The sequence below is a fragment of the Maritimimonas sp. 2304DJ26-3 genome, from assembly GCF_056591635.1.
The window spans coordinates 198,004-213,225 of record NZ_JBWQOK010000004.1; the positions used below are offsets into that span (position 1 = coordinate 198,004).

General features: G+C 30.9%; 20 protein-coding genes. 4 read left to right on the forward strand and 16 right to left on the reverse strand.

The genetic code is table 11. The annotated features are described in order from the left end of the window. Nucleotide 1 precedes the first annotated feature (1 nt). The 4 genes from AC1EUV_RS12600 to nqrF are packed head-to-tail and all read left to right on the forward strand — an operon-like array spanning nucleotide 2 to nucleotide 3,503. Complete coding sequence (locus AC1EUV_RS12600) at nucleotides 2-766, forward strand: Na(+)-translocating NADH-quinone reductase subunit C (protein ID WP_480199074.1); 765 nt, start codon at nucleotides 2-4, stop codon at nucleotides 764-766. A gap of 3 nt (nucleotides 767-769) precedes the next feature. Continuing rightward, nucleotides 770-1,462, forward strand: coding sequence for an NADH:ubiquinone reductase (Na(+)-transporting) subunit D (locus AC1EUV_RS12605; protein ID WP_480199075.1), 693 nt, complete (start codon nucleotides 770-772; stop codon nucleotides 1,460-1,462). A 3-nt stretch (nucleotides 1,463-1,465) separates the two neighbouring features. Continuing rightward, nucleotides 1,466-2,194 carry an NADH:ubiquinone reductase (Na(+)-transporting) subunit E gene (nqrE, locus tag AC1EUV_RS12610; protein ID WP_480199076.1) on the forward strand — a complete coding sequence of 243 codons (729 nt, stop codon included), beginning with the start codon at nucleotides 1,466-1,468 and terminating at the stop codon, nucleotides 2,192-2,194. A 1-nt stretch (nucleotide 2,195) separates the two neighbouring features. After that, nucleotides 2,196-3,503, forward strand: coding sequence for an NADH:ubiquinone reductase (Na(+)-transporting) subunit F (gene nqrF / locus AC1EUV_RS12615; protein ID WP_480199077.1), 1,308 nt, complete (start codon nucleotides 2,196-2,198; stop codon nucleotides 3,501-3,503). 53 nt (nucleotides 3,504-3,556) lie between these two features. On the opposite strand, the gene AC1EUV_RS12620 is transcribed toward nqrF, so the two are convergent. From AC1EUV_RS12620 to AC1EUV_RS12695, 16 genes are read right to left on the reverse strand one after another with little or no spacing between them, the layout of a single operon-like run. After that, nucleotides 3,557-3,958, reverse strand: coding sequence for a cupin domain-containing protein (locus tag AC1EUV_RS12620; protein WP_480199078.1), 402 nt, complete (start codon nucleotides 3,956-3,958; stop codon nucleotides 3,557-3,559). After that, entirely contained in the window at nucleotides 3,955-4,698 is a 744-nt protein-coding gene (locus tag AC1EUV_RS12625) for a DUF6090 family protein (RefSeq protein WP_480199079.1), read from the reverse strand. The genes AC1EUV_RS12620 and AC1EUV_RS12625 overlap by 4 nt, the downstream gene beginning before the upstream one ends. A gap of 3 nt (nucleotides 4,699-4,701) precedes the next feature. Then, nucleotides 4,702-5,442: a hypothetical protein gene (locus AC1EUV_RS12630; RefSeq protein WP_480199080.1), complete on the reverse strand. Its 741-nt coding sequence runs from the start codon at nucleotides 5,440-5,442 to the stop codon at nucleotides 4,702-4,704. Then, nucleotides 5,435-6,166: a DUF6090 family protein gene (locus AC1EUV_RS12635; protein ID WP_480199081.1), complete on the reverse strand. Its 732-nt coding sequence runs from the start codon at nucleotides 6,164-6,166 to the stop codon at nucleotides 5,435-5,437. The genes AC1EUV_RS12630 and AC1EUV_RS12635 overlap by 8 nt, the downstream gene beginning before the upstream one ends. 1 nt (nucleotide 6,167) lies before the next feature. Continuing rightward, complete coding sequence (locus AC1EUV_RS12640) at nucleotides 6,168-6,905, reverse strand: DUF6090 family protein (protein WP_480199082.1); 738 nt, start codon at nucleotides 6,903-6,905, stop codon at nucleotides 6,168-6,170. Nucleotides 6,906-6,909: 4 nt separating this feature from the next. Further along, a complete protein-coding gene (locus AC1EUV_RS12645; RefSeq protein WP_480199083.1) occupies nucleotides 6,910-7,659 on the reverse strand; it encodes a DUF6090 family protein in 750 nt (249 codons plus the stop codon). After that, nucleotides 7,656-8,387: a DUF6090 family protein gene (locus AC1EUV_RS12650; RefSeq protein ID WP_480199084.1), complete on the reverse strand. Its 732-nt coding sequence runs from the start codon at nucleotides 8,385-8,387 to the stop codon at nucleotides 7,656-7,658. The genes AC1EUV_RS12645 and AC1EUV_RS12650 overlap by 4 nt, the downstream gene beginning before the upstream one ends. Nucleotides 8,388-8,439: 52 nt before the next feature. Continuing rightward, nucleotides 8,440-9,168, reverse strand: coding sequence for a hypothetical protein (locus AC1EUV_RS12655; protein ID WP_480199085.1), 729 nt, complete (start codon nucleotides 9,166-9,168; stop codon nucleotides 8,440-8,442). After that, nucleotides 9,165-9,935, reverse strand: coding sequence for a DUF6090 family protein (locus AC1EUV_RS12660; protein WP_480199086.1), 771 nt, complete (start codon nucleotides 9,933-9,935; stop codon nucleotides 9,165-9,167). Before AC1EUV_RS12660 ends, AC1EUV_RS12655 begins: the two co-directional genes overlap by 4 nt. Before the next feature lie 5 nt (nucleotides 9,936-9,940). Beyond that, a complete protein-coding gene (locus tag AC1EUV_RS12665) occupies nucleotides 9,941-10,726 on the reverse strand; it encodes a DUF6090 family protein (RefSeq protein ID WP_480199087.1) in 786 nt (261 codons plus the stop codon). Between the two features lie 8 nt (nucleotides 10,727-10,734). Then, on the reverse strand, nucleotides 10,735-11,466 hold the full coding sequence (locus AC1EUV_RS12670; RefSeq protein WP_480199088.1) for a DUF6090 family protein: 732 nt from the start codon (nucleotides 11,464-11,466) through the stop codon (nucleotides 10,735-10,737). Then, on the reverse strand, nucleotides 11,463-12,230 hold the full coding sequence (locus AC1EUV_RS12675) for a DUF6090 family protein (RefSeq protein ID WP_480199089.1): 768 nt from the start codon (nucleotides 12,228-12,230) through the stop codon (nucleotides 11,463-11,465). The genes AC1EUV_RS12670 and AC1EUV_RS12675 overlap by 4 nt, the downstream gene beginning before the upstream one ends. Beyond that, nucleotides 12,227-12,925 carry a DUF6090 family protein gene (locus tag AC1EUV_RS12680; RefSeq protein WP_480199090.1) on the reverse strand — a complete coding sequence of 233 codons (699 nt, stop codon included), beginning with the start codon at nucleotides 12,923-12,925 and terminating at the stop codon, nucleotides 12,227-12,229. Before AC1EUV_RS12680 ends, AC1EUV_RS12675 begins: the two co-directional genes overlap by 4 nt. A 28-nt stretch (nucleotides 12,926-12,953) precedes the next feature. Then, on the reverse strand, nucleotides 12,954-13,691 hold the full coding sequence (locus tag AC1EUV_RS12685) for a DUF6090 family protein (RefSeq protein ID WP_480199091.1): 738 nt from the start codon (nucleotides 13,689-13,691) through the stop codon (nucleotides 12,954-12,956). Beyond that, a complete protein-coding gene (locus AC1EUV_RS12690; protein ID WP_480199092.1) occupies nucleotides 13,684-14,430 on the reverse strand; it encodes a DUF6090 family protein in 747 nt (248 codons plus the stop codon). Before AC1EUV_RS12690 ends, AC1EUV_RS12685 begins: the two co-directional genes overlap by 8 nt. A 3-nt stretch (nucleotides 14,431-14,433) precedes the next feature. Beyond that, nucleotides 14,434-15,222: a DUF6090 family protein gene (locus AC1EUV_RS12695; RefSeq protein WP_480199093.1), complete on the reverse strand. Its 789-nt coding sequence runs from the start codon at nucleotides 15,220-15,222 to the stop codon at nucleotides 14,434-14,436.

Sequence of the window (15,222 nt, forward strand, 5' to 3'; positions counted from 1 at the left end):
TATGGCTAAGAAAACAGATGGTAATTTATACACAGTTCTATTTGCAATTGCAATGGTAACTGTAGTTGGTTCGCTGCTGGCATTTACAGCATCGTATTTGAAGCCTACAATTACTCAGAATATGAAAACCGAAAAGCAACAAAATATTTTGTTTGCTATGGGTGTAAACGAGGCTACAGTTTCTGGTGATGAATCCGATGCTAATAGTTTTGTTTCAGCCGATAAGGCTTCAGCTGAGTTCGAAAAGTATATTACAAAGCAATATTATATAGAAGGTACAACAGCTACAGAAGATGACCAAGCTTATTTAATTGATATTAAAAAGGAAGCAGATAAGGCAAAGTCAGGTGATTATACTAGAAAACTTCCTTTATTTGTTGGTGAAAATGATGGAAAAAAATTCTATATCGTACCAATTAGAGGAGTTGGTCTTTGGGATGCAATTTGGGCATATGTAGCTTTAGAAGAAGACTTAGAAACTGTAAAAGGTGCTTATTTCGATCATAAAGCTGAAACACCTGGCTTGGGTGCTAATATCACAGAAGGATATTTTAGAGACGACTTTCAGGGTGAATCCTTATTTTCTAATGGAGAATTCAAAGGAATTACTGTAGCAAAAGGAAATAATGACCCTACAAACAACGATAAAACAGATAATGAGGTTGATGCTATTGCAGGAGCTACCATTACTGGCGATGGTGTTACGGCAATGATCAAAAAAGATTTAGCAATGTATCTACCTTATTTTAATACTTTAAAGAAATAACAAATGGCAGAAGTAGCAGAGCAAGAAAAAGTAGTAAAGACTCCGAGCGAACCTTTGTTTTCTAAGAAAAATAGAAAATTAGTTACTGATCCGTTAACAGATAATAACCCCATTACCATTCAGGTATTAGGTATTTGTTCGGCACTGGCAATTACGGCACAATTAAAGGCATCTATTGTAATGACCTTGGCAGTGTTTTTTGTAATGGGTGTTGGTAATGTGGTGATTTCGCTTATGCGGAATATCATTCCTTCTAAGATTAGAATCATCGTTCAGTTAATTGTAGTTGCGTCTTTGGTAATTATTGTTGATCAGGTTCTAAAAGCCTATTCGTATGCTTTGAGTAAAGAGTTAGCAGTATTTATCGGATTGATTATTACCAATTGTATCATTATGGGACGTTTTGAAGCCTTTGCTTTGGCTAATGGTACATGGAGATCTTTCCTTGACGGGATAGGAAATGCGGCAGGTTACGGTTTGATATTGATCATTGTTGGATTTTTTAGAGAATTACTAGGATCAGGAACTTTATTAGGATTCCCAGTATTGGGTGATCCAATTGCAAAAACAGGTTTATACGCTTTAGGATATGAGAATAATGGATTTATGTTATTATCGCCTATGGCATTGATTATAGTAGGAATATTAATTTGGGTGCAGCGTACTAAAAATCCTGCATTAGTAGAAGATCATTAAGATATGGAACATTTAGAAATATTTTTTAAGTCGGTTTTTATACAGAATATGGTATTTGCCACATTCTTAGGAATGTGTTCTTACCTAGCTGTATCTAAAAAAGTATCAACAGCAGTTGGTTTAGGTGCCGCGGTAATCTTTGTACTAGCAGTAACTGTACCTTTAAACTGGTTGTTAGATCAATATATATTACAACCTGGCGCTTTAGCAAAAACTATGGGCCCAGAATATGCAGATTACGATTTAAGTTTCTTATCGTTTATCATGTTTATTGCAACTATTGCAACCATGGTACAATTGGTAGAGATCATTGTAGAAAAATTTGCTCCGGCATTATATAATTCATTAGGTATATTCTTGCCTCTTATTGCTGTAAACTGTGCCATTTTAGGTGGTTCATTATTTATGCAAGCACGTGAGATTCCTACATTAGGTTTGGCATTGAATTACGGTGTGAGTTCTGGTATAGGTTGGTTCTTAGCCATCCTAGCTATTGCAGCTATCCGTGAAAAGATTCGTTATTCGGCAGTTCCTGCTCCGTTAAGAGGATTAGGTATTACATTTATAATTACCGGATTAATGGGTATTGGTTTCTTAAGTTTTGGTGGTATGTTAACTGGTGATGAAGGAAATGGTAAAGAAAAGATAGAAGAAGTCGTTAAAATTGAGGATGAGCCTAAAGAAGAATTGAAAGAAGAAATTGAAAATAATACAACAGCATTAAATCAATAATATGTTTTTAGCAGTTAGTACAACAGGAGTAATTCTAGCCACGGTAGTTGCATTTATGGCAATTACATTATTATTGGTTGGCCTATTATTATTTGTTAAACAAAAATTAGCACCTTCTGGGCCAGTAAAGATCACCATTAATGGCGAAAAAGAAATTGAGGTTCCATCTGGTGATTCTCTATTAACGACATTAGGTGGACAAAAAATATTTTTGCCATCTGCTTGTGGTGGTGGTGGTACATGTATTCAGTGTGAATGTCATGTTTTAGAAGGCGGAGGTGAAGCTTTACCAACAGAAACACCACACTTTACACGTAAAGAATTAAAAGCAGGCGCTCGTTTGTCTTGTCAAGTTAAAGTGAAGCAAGACATGAATATTACCATACCAGAAGAGGTGTTTGGTATTAAAAAGTGGGAAGCGACCGTTGTTCGTAATTATAATGTAGCATCGTTTATTAAGGAATTCGTTGTAGAAATTCCTGAAGATATGGGGTATAAAGCGGGTGGATATATTCAGATTGAAATCCCTAACTGTACCATTAATTATAAAGACATCGATATTACTGCACACCCAGAGGAGCATGAAACACCAGATAAGTTTCAAGCTGAGTGGGATAAATTTGGTTTATGGCCATTGGTAATGAAAAATACCGAGACGGTAGAGCGTGCTTATTCTATGGCCTCTTATCCTGCAGAAGGGCGTGAGATTATGTTAAACGTTCGTATTGCAACTCCGCCATGGGATCGCAATAAAAACGGATGGATGGATGTAAATCCTGGTGTAGCTTCATCATATATTTTTGCGCAAAAACCAGGAGATAAAGTAACAATTTCTGGGCCTTATGGCGAGTTCTTTATCAATGAATCTGATGCCGAAATGTTATATGTAGGTGGTGGAGCAGGTATGGCACCGATGCGTTCGCATTTATATCATTTATTCAAAACATTAAAAACTGGCAGAAAAGTAACCTATTGGTATGGTGGTCGTTCTAAACGTGAATTATTCTACCTAGAGCATTTTTATGCGTTAGAAAAAGAGTTCCCAAACTTTAAATTTTACTTGGCGTTATCTGAACCATTGGAAGAAGATAACTGGAAAGTAAAAGACGGTATTGATGGTGAAGGTGATGGATTTGTTGGTTTTATTCACAATTGTGTGATCGATAATTATTTGAATCATCATGAAGCACCAGAAGATATAGAATTGTATTTCTGTGGGCCACCATTAATGAACAAAGCTGTTCAAAAAATGGGTGAAGATTTTGGTATACCAGACGAAAGTATCAGATTCGATGACTTTGGAGGATAAACACAGAGTGTCATTAAGTATAAAAAGCCGAGCAAATTGCTCGGCTTTTCTTTTTATTTATATTCCATAATTAGAAACACAGCGGTGGTTTTTCCAATATTTAACACCTCATGCGTAGTGATTTCTTTATTACTAAAGCTATAGCCTGTTGGTACATCAACTTCTCGTGTTCCGGTGGCGTCTGTAATTTTAAATTTTCCACCAGCAAGTGTATACCCAAAATGTGGATTATGATAATGCTTTTCGTGCCCTACGCCTGGCTCAAACGTACATTTTAATACCCTCAATTCTTTGTTATCTTCTAACACTTCGCAAACGGCTTTGCCTTTCCAACCTGCTTCTAATGGGTCTGGCAATGTTTGTTCTTCTTTACAACCAAATAGCAACATGAGTATGACTAAAGAATTTGTATAATATATTTGTGTGCTATTAATATGTTCAAAGAACTTTATCATTCTAATAATTCATTGATATTTTTGTGATAGTCTTCTGCTATTTTGATATAAAATTTGATTTGATTTATGAAAAAACTTTTTCGGCCATAATCTTGTTTCAACATATTTCTAACTCTAGGAGATTTTAATAGCTTAAGGAGTTCTTTTTTTCTTATAGATTCACTACTACTAATTGCATTATTGGGATTTTCTAGTTTAAGCTCATAAGAATTCTGTTCATATCGCCAAAAGCGATCTTCAAAATCAACTTGATCATTATGCCATTTTTTTAATTTTTCAAATTCAGGCCAGTGATATCCATAGAATTCTTGTAGTGCTATAAATATAGAATCGTATTTTCCATAAGAAGTAATTTGCGAATTTTCAAAGCGTTTCAATAAAGAAGGATTGTAAGCTACTCTTAAGTATCTTGTATCTAGTGCTTGTTCTATTGAATCTGATGAAATTGTATCTAAGCGAGAGTTTAGGAGAAGGTTGTTCTTTATCTTCATTTCTTTTTCGATTGTTTTTAAATCAATCCTAAAATCTTTGATGTTTAATCTCAACTCATCTTTAAATTCTACTAAAAATTGCTTGAGTGTTGCTTCTTGACTTTGTTTTTGATTCCAATTGTTAATCTGTAATGCAATTAAGATCCCGATTACTACTAAAAGAATCTCGCCAACAGCATATTTAAAGTATTTTCCCATGTTATTTTGGTTAATTAATGAACGACGTATATGACGTAAGAATTTAATCATTTGTTATTTTTTTATCTCATCATCTAGCATATTTAACACGTTTGTTGCTCTTGATAAATCTTCATTAAAAGCTATAAAAATACTTTGTAATGCTCCTTTTCTATATCTAAAAGCATTTCTAAAGAATGTGTTTTGACCATACGTAAATGGCCGTTTTTTTTGAATATCATTATTAATAGAGTCAGAATTAGGAGAAAACATAGAAAAGTCGTCTAATTCGAAAAATTTAGGAGCTATAATATTTCTGTTATAATCTGTAAATCCTTCAGTCCAAGCATTTGAATTATATTCAAATTGAATGTAATAATTTTCCAAAGAATCAATCATCTCAGTGTTTTTTATTAAATTGATTTCTCCAGTGGACTTTAGATTTTCCCAAGCCGTAGTTTGTAAATCTATCCTGATAAGGGCCAATAATGGTAGTGTTATATCAATTGAAAATTTATCTAATTCATTATTGTTCATTTCATTCTCTATCACATTTAATTTATTTAAATAACGTTCGATACGAGCAATTCCTCGACGAAAGGATGTCGTGTCGGTTTGAATATTAGTTTTAAGCTTCTTTAAAACAAGCAATTCCCTTTTTGAGTCTTGGTAATTTTGATTCCAGGAGTTAATCTGTAGAGCTAGCAAAATACCAATGACCACAAGTATAATTTCGCCAACGGCGTAAATAAGGTATTTGCTGAAGCGATTTTCAGCAAGTAATTTTTGGCGGATTTTTCTGAAAAGCTTAATCATTAGATAATTCTTTATCAATTAATTCAATAACCTGCTGGGTTTTTTTCCTTAAATCAGTCAGATTCTGAGCATAGAAATATTTTTCTTCCGTGAAGTTTAAAAGATCTGCAAAAATTTTTTGATCTTTTGACTTTTTTAGATCTGTGTAGGTCCAATGTTGCTTTTCCTTAGGGTAGGCCCAAACGATCTTAGATTCTTGATCTTTCAAGCTCGTATACACACTCGTGACACGTTCATGAAATTCATTGTATATTTTTTGAATTTCCTGAAAAAGAGCTCTATTCTTGATCAATCCAGATTTACCATCAGAAATGAGAGATTTGTAGGTGCCATTAATAGATCTAAATGAAAGATCTCTGTAAAATATTCCTTCAATATGTAAAGTGTCTGGTTTGATGAATAAGCTATTAAATTTCTCTGTATCGTAATAATGCTTTTTATGGAAAACGGAGTCAATACTGGTAATAATACTTATACTATGTGCATGTATTTTTAGTATATCATCTATCAAAATAATATCTTTTTCAAGGTCATTACGTATATCTTGTAAATACTGAACACCCGTTTGATGAGCTTTACGCTGTTCATTCCAAGTATTAATCTGTAGTGCGATCAGAATACCAATAACTACAAGCAATATTTCACCGACGGCGTATTTAAAATATTTACCTATTTTGTTTTCTTGTATTAATGAACGACGGATATGTCTGAAGAATTTAATCATTCTATTTAGGTTCTGTTAGTCTAATAATATCATTAATCATAGCAATTACACCCTCTTCTTCTACTGTATTTAAATTATTAAATAAATCTCCTGCTCTTTGGTTTATAAAATTTCTATGTTGCTTACTAAAAAGAGCCTTTGTATTTTCAGGGTCGTCAGTGAGATCTGGATCGAAACTCGCCCTTGCCCATGGACCATATTCATTGAATAGAAAATTAATTGCAAACTGCTCTTCTTCTAAATAATCTCCTAAAACATCTTTCCATGAAATTAAATTTCGTCTTAAAGTGTCATTTTTTATAAGATCAAAAGAAGATGAATTTAAAAGTGCTTCTACAGCTCCATTTTTAGGATTAAATGATTTATTTCTCCATACCAAACGGTTATAAACTTTGATACTATCTGCTAAATGAGCATTAGTCTCATTTCTTTGAGGGTTTTGTAGGTCAAATGTTCCAATTATTTCTAGTAGCCTAACTGCTGCATGTAAACTTACTTTGTTGTAACTAATTATTGAGTCAAGCTGTGTTTTATTAGATTTAAAATCTAGATTTATTTCTTTTAAAAAAGCTCGCTCTTTAGCACGTTCTTTTTTTATTTCATTCCAGTTATTTATTTGTAGTGCTATAAGAATACCAATCACCACAAGAATGATTTCACCGATGGCGTATTTAAAGTATTTTCCCATTTTGTTTTGGTTGATTAATGATTTGCGAATATGACGGAAGAATTTGATCATTCGATTATTTTAAATACGGTTTTAATTGCGGTAAAATATCTCTAATGCTCTTTTGTGTGGTTTCTAACTCGTATTTAGCATTTCTATATAACACATTATAAGCGGCAAATAAAACTGCTGTTCTTGGTGTGAAATCTTTAGCATCAACATTCGTCCAGGTACTATTGTACATATAGCTGTTGTTATAATTATCATCATATAATCTGCCAATAATATTGTAGCGTTTAACAAAATCGTCTAAATGCGTACGATACTGATTTAATAATTCGTTAATTAGATTTTCATTTGATTCTACAGTTGTATAATAATTTGATAAAGAAAGCTTGATATCGTTAGGAAGAATATCGAAAGCTCCCGTACTTTTTAAATTGTCAAACGTATTGGTATTATATGCTGGAGAGCTATACCAACGTACTGGAAACTCGTTTTGCATAATTGTAATTAAAGTGTCTAGATTAGTTTCTGTAGCATATGAGCGGCTTATTAAATTTTTGATTACACTATCACGTGAATTGACTAATGGCATGGCTTGATACACTAAAAGACTATCAGAGACCATATCATTATAGACCGATTGCAAAGCAGATTTTAATTGAATGTTTACTTTTCTAGATTCATTCCAATTATTAATCTGTAGTGCGATGAGAATGCCTATGACCACAAGAAGGATTTCACCAATAGCATATTTAAAATATTTGCCCATATTATTTTGTTCTAATAATGATTTTCGAATATGTCTAAAGAATTTGATCATTCTTTTAAGTGATTTTGAATATTATTTCGCATGTCTATAATGCGCTGTTCCATACGTTGCATAATATCTATATGAACGCTACTATTTCGACCTCTTTGAGCAACATGATTAAGAAGCACAAACAGGTACTCTTTATCTTGTAACTTATTTTCTTGTAATTTTTTTGCCCAAGGAATTGTTATGGTGTTTACTGACCAATCTATATCACCTGCTACCTTTACAGTATCCTTATAGTTTAAATTAACTATTGGGTTTTTTAGTAGAAAATCTCTAAACTCCGAAATGCCTTGTTCGTTACTTGTTTGTATAACCAGTGCGCTATAATCTAAATATTGGTAAAATGATAAAATATTTTTCCGTAAAATGTTGTTTTTAATAAGTAATATATTGCCAGAACTTTTAAGATCTTGAAAGGTAGGATCGTTTACCACAAATGATTTTCTGGTAATATCGGATAGATATGTATTTAAAGTATCGGCATTAATTATCTCTGAATTAAGATGAATCAGAGCTTTTTCAACTTTTGATTTCATTTTTTTTTCATGAATAATCTGATTACTCACAAGCTCTTGTTGAATTTTAATGTCTTCTATAAGATTGTTTAGATATTCTTGTTCTTTACTATTATCTATACGTTGTGTATTCCATGTATTGATTTGAAGTGCTATGAGTATTCCGATAACTACAAGAATTATTTCACCGATAGCATATTTAAAATATTTGCCCATTTTGTTTTGGTTTATGAGTGAGCGACGTATATGGCGGAAGAATTTAATCATTTCAAGATTTGTCTAAAACTATTTTTAATTCTTCTGTAATGTCGTTAAGGGTTTTTACTGACATTTTTAAAGCGGCAACATAATTGGCATACCTTAAATTGTAATTATTAACAACGTGATGCTTATATTCTTTACTGTAAAGAAAATAATCTTGTAATTCTTTACTGCTATTATTTTGCATAATGGTTTTACTCATATATTCAGGATACCAATCATACTTCTCCATAAATATCTTTTGTAAATCTTCACTCTCCTGATTAATATCTATCTCCAAATTGTCAATAATTACAAGCTTCATTTGGTCATAAATTTCAATTATTTTAAGAGACAAACTATCATTAGTATTCAACGATTTTAATTGATTTACACCTGCTGTATTTAAAGTTGTTATGGCTGAATTTGCTGTTATTAGCCTTGATAATCCAACATCAAATAAATCCGGAGTAATAGAATCATTAATCACTTTTTTAAAAATATATTCAATGCTATCGTGATGTTTTACGATTGCCGTGAACTCCTGTATGTCATTATCTATATCTATCAACGTGCGCTCATATACAGCCATTAATTGTTTTTGTTGAAGTCTGTTTTCATTCCAATTATTAATCTGTAACGCTATCAAAATACCAATTACAACCAGTAATATTTCACCAATAGCATATTTAAAGTATTTGCCCATTTTGTTTTCGGATATTAAGGTTCGACGTATATGGCGGAAGAATTTAATCATGATTTATCTGTTGTACATTTCTTTTCAAGTAACCCAAACGGCTTCTCCATTTTAGTGACAATTCTGTTAATATGCTGTATTTGTCTTTCTAACAGTGCAATATTTAAAACCATATCATTTTGAAATTTTTTAAAAATTTCACTCTGGGGATTATTAACCCAATCAACATTAGGTAATAAATTAATTATTTCTTCCCCTAACGATTCTGTCAAATATTCAAAGTTTTGAATCCCAAATTCTGCGGGCTTAAATTGATATGAGCTCTCTACCAGCATGTCTCGGTTTTGATTTATTTGAGTTAAAATGTTTTCAAGATCAGCAAAATAGATAGTTAAACTATTTTTAAGTTCTACATCTTTAAGAAGTTTTAAATTTCCTGATGATAAAAGATCCTGATAAGCGTTATTACTAGGTACAAATTTTTGAAGTCTAATAAATTTTAGCCAATCATTTAGTATCGTTTTTTTCGTTTTATCACTCCTGTGTAAATCAACTAATATTTGCTTCCCGTGTTCAATTTGTTTAGCAACAATTATTTTAGTGTCTTCTATAAGATTCTTGGTTAGTTGAAAATCTTCTAGAATTCTACAATAGTAATCTTGTTCTAGCTCACGATTTTTTCTGCTTTCATTCCAATTATTAATCTGCAATGCTATTAAAATACCAATAACTACAAGCAGTATTTCTCCAATAGCATATTTAAAATATTTGCCCATTTTGTTTTCGGATATTAAGGTTCGACGTATATGCCTGAAGAATTTAATCATAAGTCTTAATGCTTGAGTTCTTCGTCAATTAGGTTGATTATATTCTGAGCTTTCTTAATTAAATCTTCGGTCTCATAATTTGAAATATCGCAGAAGGAGGCTCTACGGCTTAATAAATTTAAAAACCGTTTGTTGTTGAGCAGTGAAACATAATCACTCGACACTATTGGATTATCGGGCATAACCTGAAGGTTCATTTGCCTAAAACGCACTCCAGGCATGGTGTACTGTTTTACTAAATCGTTCCAAGAGAGGAAACTTTCCAGAATTTCAGAATACGGTCCAATATACATTTCTCTATGAGAAATTTCATCTTCAATCATATCGGTAACATCTCCGGGCCATGCTATAAGCTCGTTCTTTAGGTTTTCGTTTGATATAAGATTTATTTTTCCTGAAGTCAATAAAACATTTAAAGATCCAGCCTCATTATTGAATGTTGGCGCTGACAAAGTTTTACTAAATATACTATCTAAGTAGTTTGTTGGGTATTTGTCTATTTCGTTTGGATTAATGGCAGTGATTTTCTTCGAGGCTTCAATAATAGTAGCACGAATTTTATTTAACCATTGAAACTCAAGGATGGCATTTTTATAATCTTCCTTTAAATTTTGAAGAATTACTTTTTCTTCATTTCGTTGTAAGCGATTTTCATTCCAATTATTAATCTGTAGTGCTATCAAAATGCCAATTACCACAAGCAGTATTTCTCCAATGGCATATTTAAAATATTTATTCATTTTATTTTCTGAGATTAGAGTTTTACGAATATGTCTAAAGAATTTAATCATCAATAAAATTAGTTTTTAAGGGTCTGAATAGCAATTTCTGCTTCTTTAGAAATTCGTTTTTTTAATCTTTCAGTGTGATAAAACAAACTTGAATATGAGCTCAATGCATTGTGTTGATATAATAAGCCTTGTGCTAAATTTGCATCAGATTGTTTCATATTAATTTTATCAAAAAAGTTACTTGATGACATATCTAAATCTAGATAAGCTTTAGCTTTTCGCTCATATTCAATAATGCTTGATATGCTCTTTTCAAAAACTATCAAAAAATACTCTTGAGTGTTAGATAAATTGACAAGAGCAGACTTTTGTTCTTCATTCAATAATGTTGAATTTCCAGAGGTCAGCAAATCATTAAGCGTATAATTATTTGGAGTATATCTGTATTTATTTATATCAATAATAATTTTTTCGCATGAATCTATTAATTTTTGAATGTTTGTATGTTCTTGATTTTCAAAGTAATTAAAATAGTCGTTAACTACTTTTTCATTCTGCTTTCCTACGGTAATTAAACTATCAATGTTAGTTAAATCTGTTTTAAGATCATTGATAATCTTATTTCTGTAATTAGATGCTAATATGTTCTCTTTTCTGCGCTCATTCCAATTATTAATCTGAAGCGCAATTAAAATCCCAATTACCACAAGTAATATTTCACCAATTGCGTATTTAAAGTACTTACCCATTTTGTTTTCTGATATTAAGGTTCGACGTATATGACGGAAGAATTTTATCATTTAATATTAGAATCTATGAGTTTTAAGGTATCATTTAGATATGTCTCTATTTTCTTATAAGCATCCAAAACATAAACTACATTTAATGCATTATTATATACTTGATTCTCAAATTCGAGTGTTCTTACAGTCTTATCATAATCAATACTAAATTTTGAGTTGGAAATGTTTGGTAGGCCAACTTTTTTTATTAAACGCTCAGGTACAGCCATGTTTCTTAAAATGAACTTATTTGTTAAAGAGGGAATAAAAAAATCGAACATATAATTATAATATATTTCAATATCATCTTCAGAATCGGCTTCAATAAATGACCAATTTGATAGTTGTTTTCTAAGTTGAGTATCTTTAATAATATTAAGGGAGCCTGAATTTTTTATTTCATCTATTGATGCCGAATTCAAATCAAGCGAATAAAAGTCGTTGATAATAGAGTTGAATAATGAATCGATTTCAATTGGATTTATTTTACTATCATCTTTAATAATCTCTAACAGCTTTAATGAAGATTTATATGAGTTTGCTGTACTGTTATATATTCTGTCAAATTCAGCAATGTTATGGTTAAAATCTGAGCGTAAATTTTTTAAGACAGTTTGCTCTTTATTGGCTTCAAGTCTTTGGTTATTCCAGTTATTAACCTGTAAGGCAAGTAATATACCTATCATTACTAAAATAATTTCACCAATTGCATATTTAAAGTATTTACCCATTTTGTTTTGTTCTAATAATGATCTGCGTATATGTCTGAAGAACTTAATCATTGGTTAAGTTCATTATCAATTAGTTTAATAAGTTTCTGATTCTTATCTATTGCTCTATTTCTTGTTTGAATATCTATTTCTCTCGACGAACGCAAAAAGGATAAAATACTTCTAAACATTCTTGAATCAACAACCTCTTGATAATCGAATGGTTTAGATTTAAGCTCGAAAAATTTTTTAGAAGGAATTGACTCTCTTTCAATAAATTCAATAATTTTAGGTGTCAATGATGCATTCATATCTTCAGCAAGTCTTGTGTATTCTGCTATTTCTGGATAAGAAATTTCATATAAATCAATAATTGCTTCTCTAAGTTCTTTTGATTCAATTATTTCAACGCCATGAGATATAATAGCTTTATAACCAGAAGATTTCCATCTTGATGTTTCCCAATATGTTACCCGACGAAAATGTTTATCAAGTGAGTCGTTATAAATTTTAGTGATTTTTATATTATTTAATATAATGTCTATTGAATTAATTACCTCTCTTATAATATTTATATCGTTTTGAAATTGAACAGTATTAGACTTGACATTTTCTCTTATATCAACAAGAATTTCGCGACCCTTTTTAATACTCTTTTTTTGTTCATTCCAATTATTCACTTGTAAGGCTAATAGGATACCAACCATAACAAGGATAATCTCACCAATAGCGTATTTTAGGTACTTCCCTGTTTTGTTTTGTTCCATAAGGTTATATCGTATTTTTCTAAAAAACTTAATCATTGTTATTAGGATCTGATAGTTCAATTATTCTATCTAACTTCTCAACTAGCAATTCCAATTCACCACTTGTATTCAAGATTTGATCGAGTAGATCATAATTATTATGCGTCAAATAATCAAATTCTGAACTCAGTAAAGCATTAAGGTTATTTCGGGAATCCTCATTAAACTTTAAATTCCATGTAAAGTGTTTAGAGAAAAAAGCCTCATAGTCATTTACAGCAAAGTCTTTGGCATATTTCTCTTCTTCTTGGTAATCTTTCACCAAATCGTTCCAAGAGATTAATAGATTGCTTAACTCGTCATTACTAATAATATCAAAAGAAGATGTATTTATTAGCGCAGTAATACTTGTTTGAGAAGGATTAAAAGTATATCCTCCAAAAGAGTTCCACATATAATGAGATAATGAATCTAAAACTGCTGGTTCTGGTATTGATGCTATAGGAAAAAGGTTGATAATTTTAGTAGTATAAGTTTGTGCGTCTTGATGTCTTTTTACAACTCTTTCTAATTGAATTTTGTTTGCCTTAAACTCCTCATGAATATTTGCTAAAATGGCTGCTTCTTTATTGGATTTAATACGATCTTCATTCCAGTTATTTACTTGCAGTGCTAGGAGAATTCCTATCATTACAAGAAGTATTTCACCAATGGCGTATTTAAGGTATTTTCCCATCTTGTTCTCTGAGATTAAAGTTTTGCGAATATGTCTAAAGAATTTAATCATCAATATCAGTTTCAGACAATTCAATGATTTGGTTTATTGTTTTAAGAACTAAATCTCCCTCACCTGACTCACTACCTAAAATTTCTTTAAGATCAAAATGTCTATCACGCACATAATTTTCAAACTCGAGAGTTTCGAGAAAACTAAGATCTATTCGTGGGTCATTAAAAGAGTTATTATAATTATTCCAACCAAAAGCCATGTGTTTTTTTTCATAAGGTTTTAAGTGGTTTTTATAATTAGATACAGCTAATATTTCTTCTTCTTGATAATCTTTAAGGATGTCATGCCAACTTATTAGTGTTTTACGCAAATCATTATTGGAAATAAGATCATATGACGAACTACTTGATAACGCATTTGTAATACCTTCTGATGGATTAAATGTATAATACCAACGCATATAATGACTATGTAAACCTAAAGAGTCAAAGTCAATTGTTTTTAAATCGATTGGAAATTTTGATATGATGTATTCTGCAGAATTTAATGCCCTATTATGATAATATTGTGCCGAATCAAATTCAATTCTGTTGAGTTTGAATTCAGTATTTAATTCTTTTAGAAGCAACTTTTCCTTGTTTCTTGCAATTCTGTTTTCATTCCAATTACTAATATTCAAGGCGATAAGGATTCCAATGACCACAAGGATAATTTCACCAATAGCATATTTTAGGTATTTGCCTGTTTTGTTTTGTTCCATTAGGTTGAATCGTATTTTTCTAAAGAACTTAATCATTGATTATTTTTTAATTTCTTGATTTAATAAATCTAAAATTTCTAGAATGCGTTTATGTAATACTTGAGATTGAAAGTTGGCTGAATAATTAACTGAAATAACTAAAGAGGATAATCCTTCTAATTCTTTGCTTTTTAAAATTTCATTTGTTCTTAAGGCCTTACTGGATTTAGGTTTTTGAAATGGATTTACATTAGTATTCTCCTTTAACCATTTAAGATTTTGTTCATCATTCCACCATTTAAAAAATCCATTACGCAATATGCCAAATTCGGTAAACATTGGTACAATTGATTCCCACATTCTTGTAAACCATATCTGTTCAATTTCTTGTACTCCAAGAACCTCTGAAGGCCAATGAATTAATAATTGCTTTAACTTTTTATTCTTAATTAGATTTATGTCGCCTGAATTAATTAAATTGTTTTGAATAGGTTCTATAGTTGGAGTACCAATATATATGTTCAATTTATTAATTAGGCTGTCACTATTTACATTGGTTGGTTCATCAATATATTGAAGTACTTTATTAGCGGCTGCAATCATTTTTTTCCGATGCGCAATTTTTTGCTCTAATTGTAAAATATTAGAAGTATACTCACCTTTTAGTTGACTTAATATTTGTTGCTCTTTCACATTATTTTTTCTCCCTTCATTCCAATTATTAATCTGTAGTGCAATAAGAATACCTATTACCACCAGTATAATTTCGCCTATAGCATATTTAAAGTATTTACCCATTTTGTTTTCACTCATAAGGTCGTATCTAATTTTTCGAAAGAACTTTATCAT

Coding starts and splice junctions, on each gene's coding strand:
- AC1EUV_RS12695 (WP_480199093.1), bottom strand. CDS start 15,222: ATGATAAAGTTCTTTCGAAAAATTAGATACGACCTTATGAGTGAAAAC.
- AC1EUV_RS12650 (WP_480199084.1), bottom strand. CDS start 8,387: ATGGGCAAATATTTTAAATATGCTATCGGTGAAATAATTCTTGTAGTT.
- AC1EUV_RS12675 (WP_480199089.1), bottom strand. CDS start 12,230: ATGATTAAGTTCTTCAGACATATACGCAGATCATTATTAGAACAAAAC.
- nqrF (WP_480199077.1), top strand. CDS start 2,196: ATGTTTTTAGCAGTTAGTACAACAGGAGTAATTCTAGCCACGGTAGTT.
- AC1EUV_RS12630 (WP_480199080.1), bottom strand. CDS start 5,442: ATGATTAAGCTTTTCAGAAAAATCCGCCAAAAATTACTTGCTGAAAAT.
- AC1EUV_RS12625 (WP_480199079.1), bottom strand. CDS start 4,698: ATGATTAAATTCTTACGTCATATACGTCGTTCATTAATTAACCAAAAT.
- AC1EUV_RS12670 (WP_480199088.1), bottom strand. CDS start 11,466: ATGATAAAATTCTTCCGTCATATACGTCGAACCTTAATATCAGAAAAC.
- AC1EUV_RS12665 (WP_480199087.1), bottom strand. CDS start 10,726: ATGATTAAATTCTTTAGACATATTCGTAAAACTCTAATCTCAGAAAAT.
- AC1EUV_RS12690 (WP_480199092.1), bottom strand. CDS start 14,430: ATGATTAAGTTCTTTAGAAAAATACGATTCAACCTAATGGAACAAAAC.
- AC1EUV_RS12680 (WP_480199090.1), bottom strand. CDS start 12,925: ATGGAACAAAACAAAACAGGGAAGTACCTAAAATACGCTATTGGTGAG.
- AC1EUV_RS12635 (WP_480199081.1), bottom strand. CDS start 6,166: ATGATTAAATTCTTCAGACATATCCGTCGTTCATTAATACAAGAAAAC.
- nqrE (WP_480199076.1), top strand. CDS start 1,466: ATGGAACATTTAGAAATATTTTTTAAGTCGGTTTTTATACAGAATATG.
- AC1EUV_RS12645 (WP_480199083.1), bottom strand. CDS start 7,659: ATGATCAAATTCTTTAGACATATTCGAAAATCATTATTAGAACAAAAT.
- AC1EUV_RS12605 (WP_480199075.1), top strand. CDS start 770: ATGGCAGAAGTAGCAGAGCAAGAAAAAGTAGTAAAGACTCCGAGCGAA.
- AC1EUV_RS12600 (WP_480199074.1), top strand. CDS start 2: ATGGCTAAGAAAACAGATGGTAATTTATACACAGTTCTATTTGCAATT.
- AC1EUV_RS12655 (WP_480199085.1), bottom strand. CDS start 9,168: ATGATTAAATTCTTCCGCCATATACGTCGAACCTTAATATCCGAAAAC.
- AC1EUV_RS12660 (WP_480199086.1), bottom strand. CDS start 9,935: ATGATTAAATTCTTCAGGCATATACGTCGAACCTTAATATCCGAAAAC.
- AC1EUV_RS12620 (WP_480199078.1), bottom strand. CDS start 3,958: ATGATAAAGTTCTTTGAACATATTAATAGCACACAAATATATTATACA.
- AC1EUV_RS12685 (WP_480199091.1), bottom strand. CDS start 13,691: ATGATTAAATTCTTTAGACATATTCGCAAAACTTTAATCTCAGAGAAC.
- AC1EUV_RS12640 (WP_480199082.1), bottom strand. CDS start 6,905: ATGATCAAATTCTTCCGTCATATTCGCAAATCATTAATCAACCAAAAC.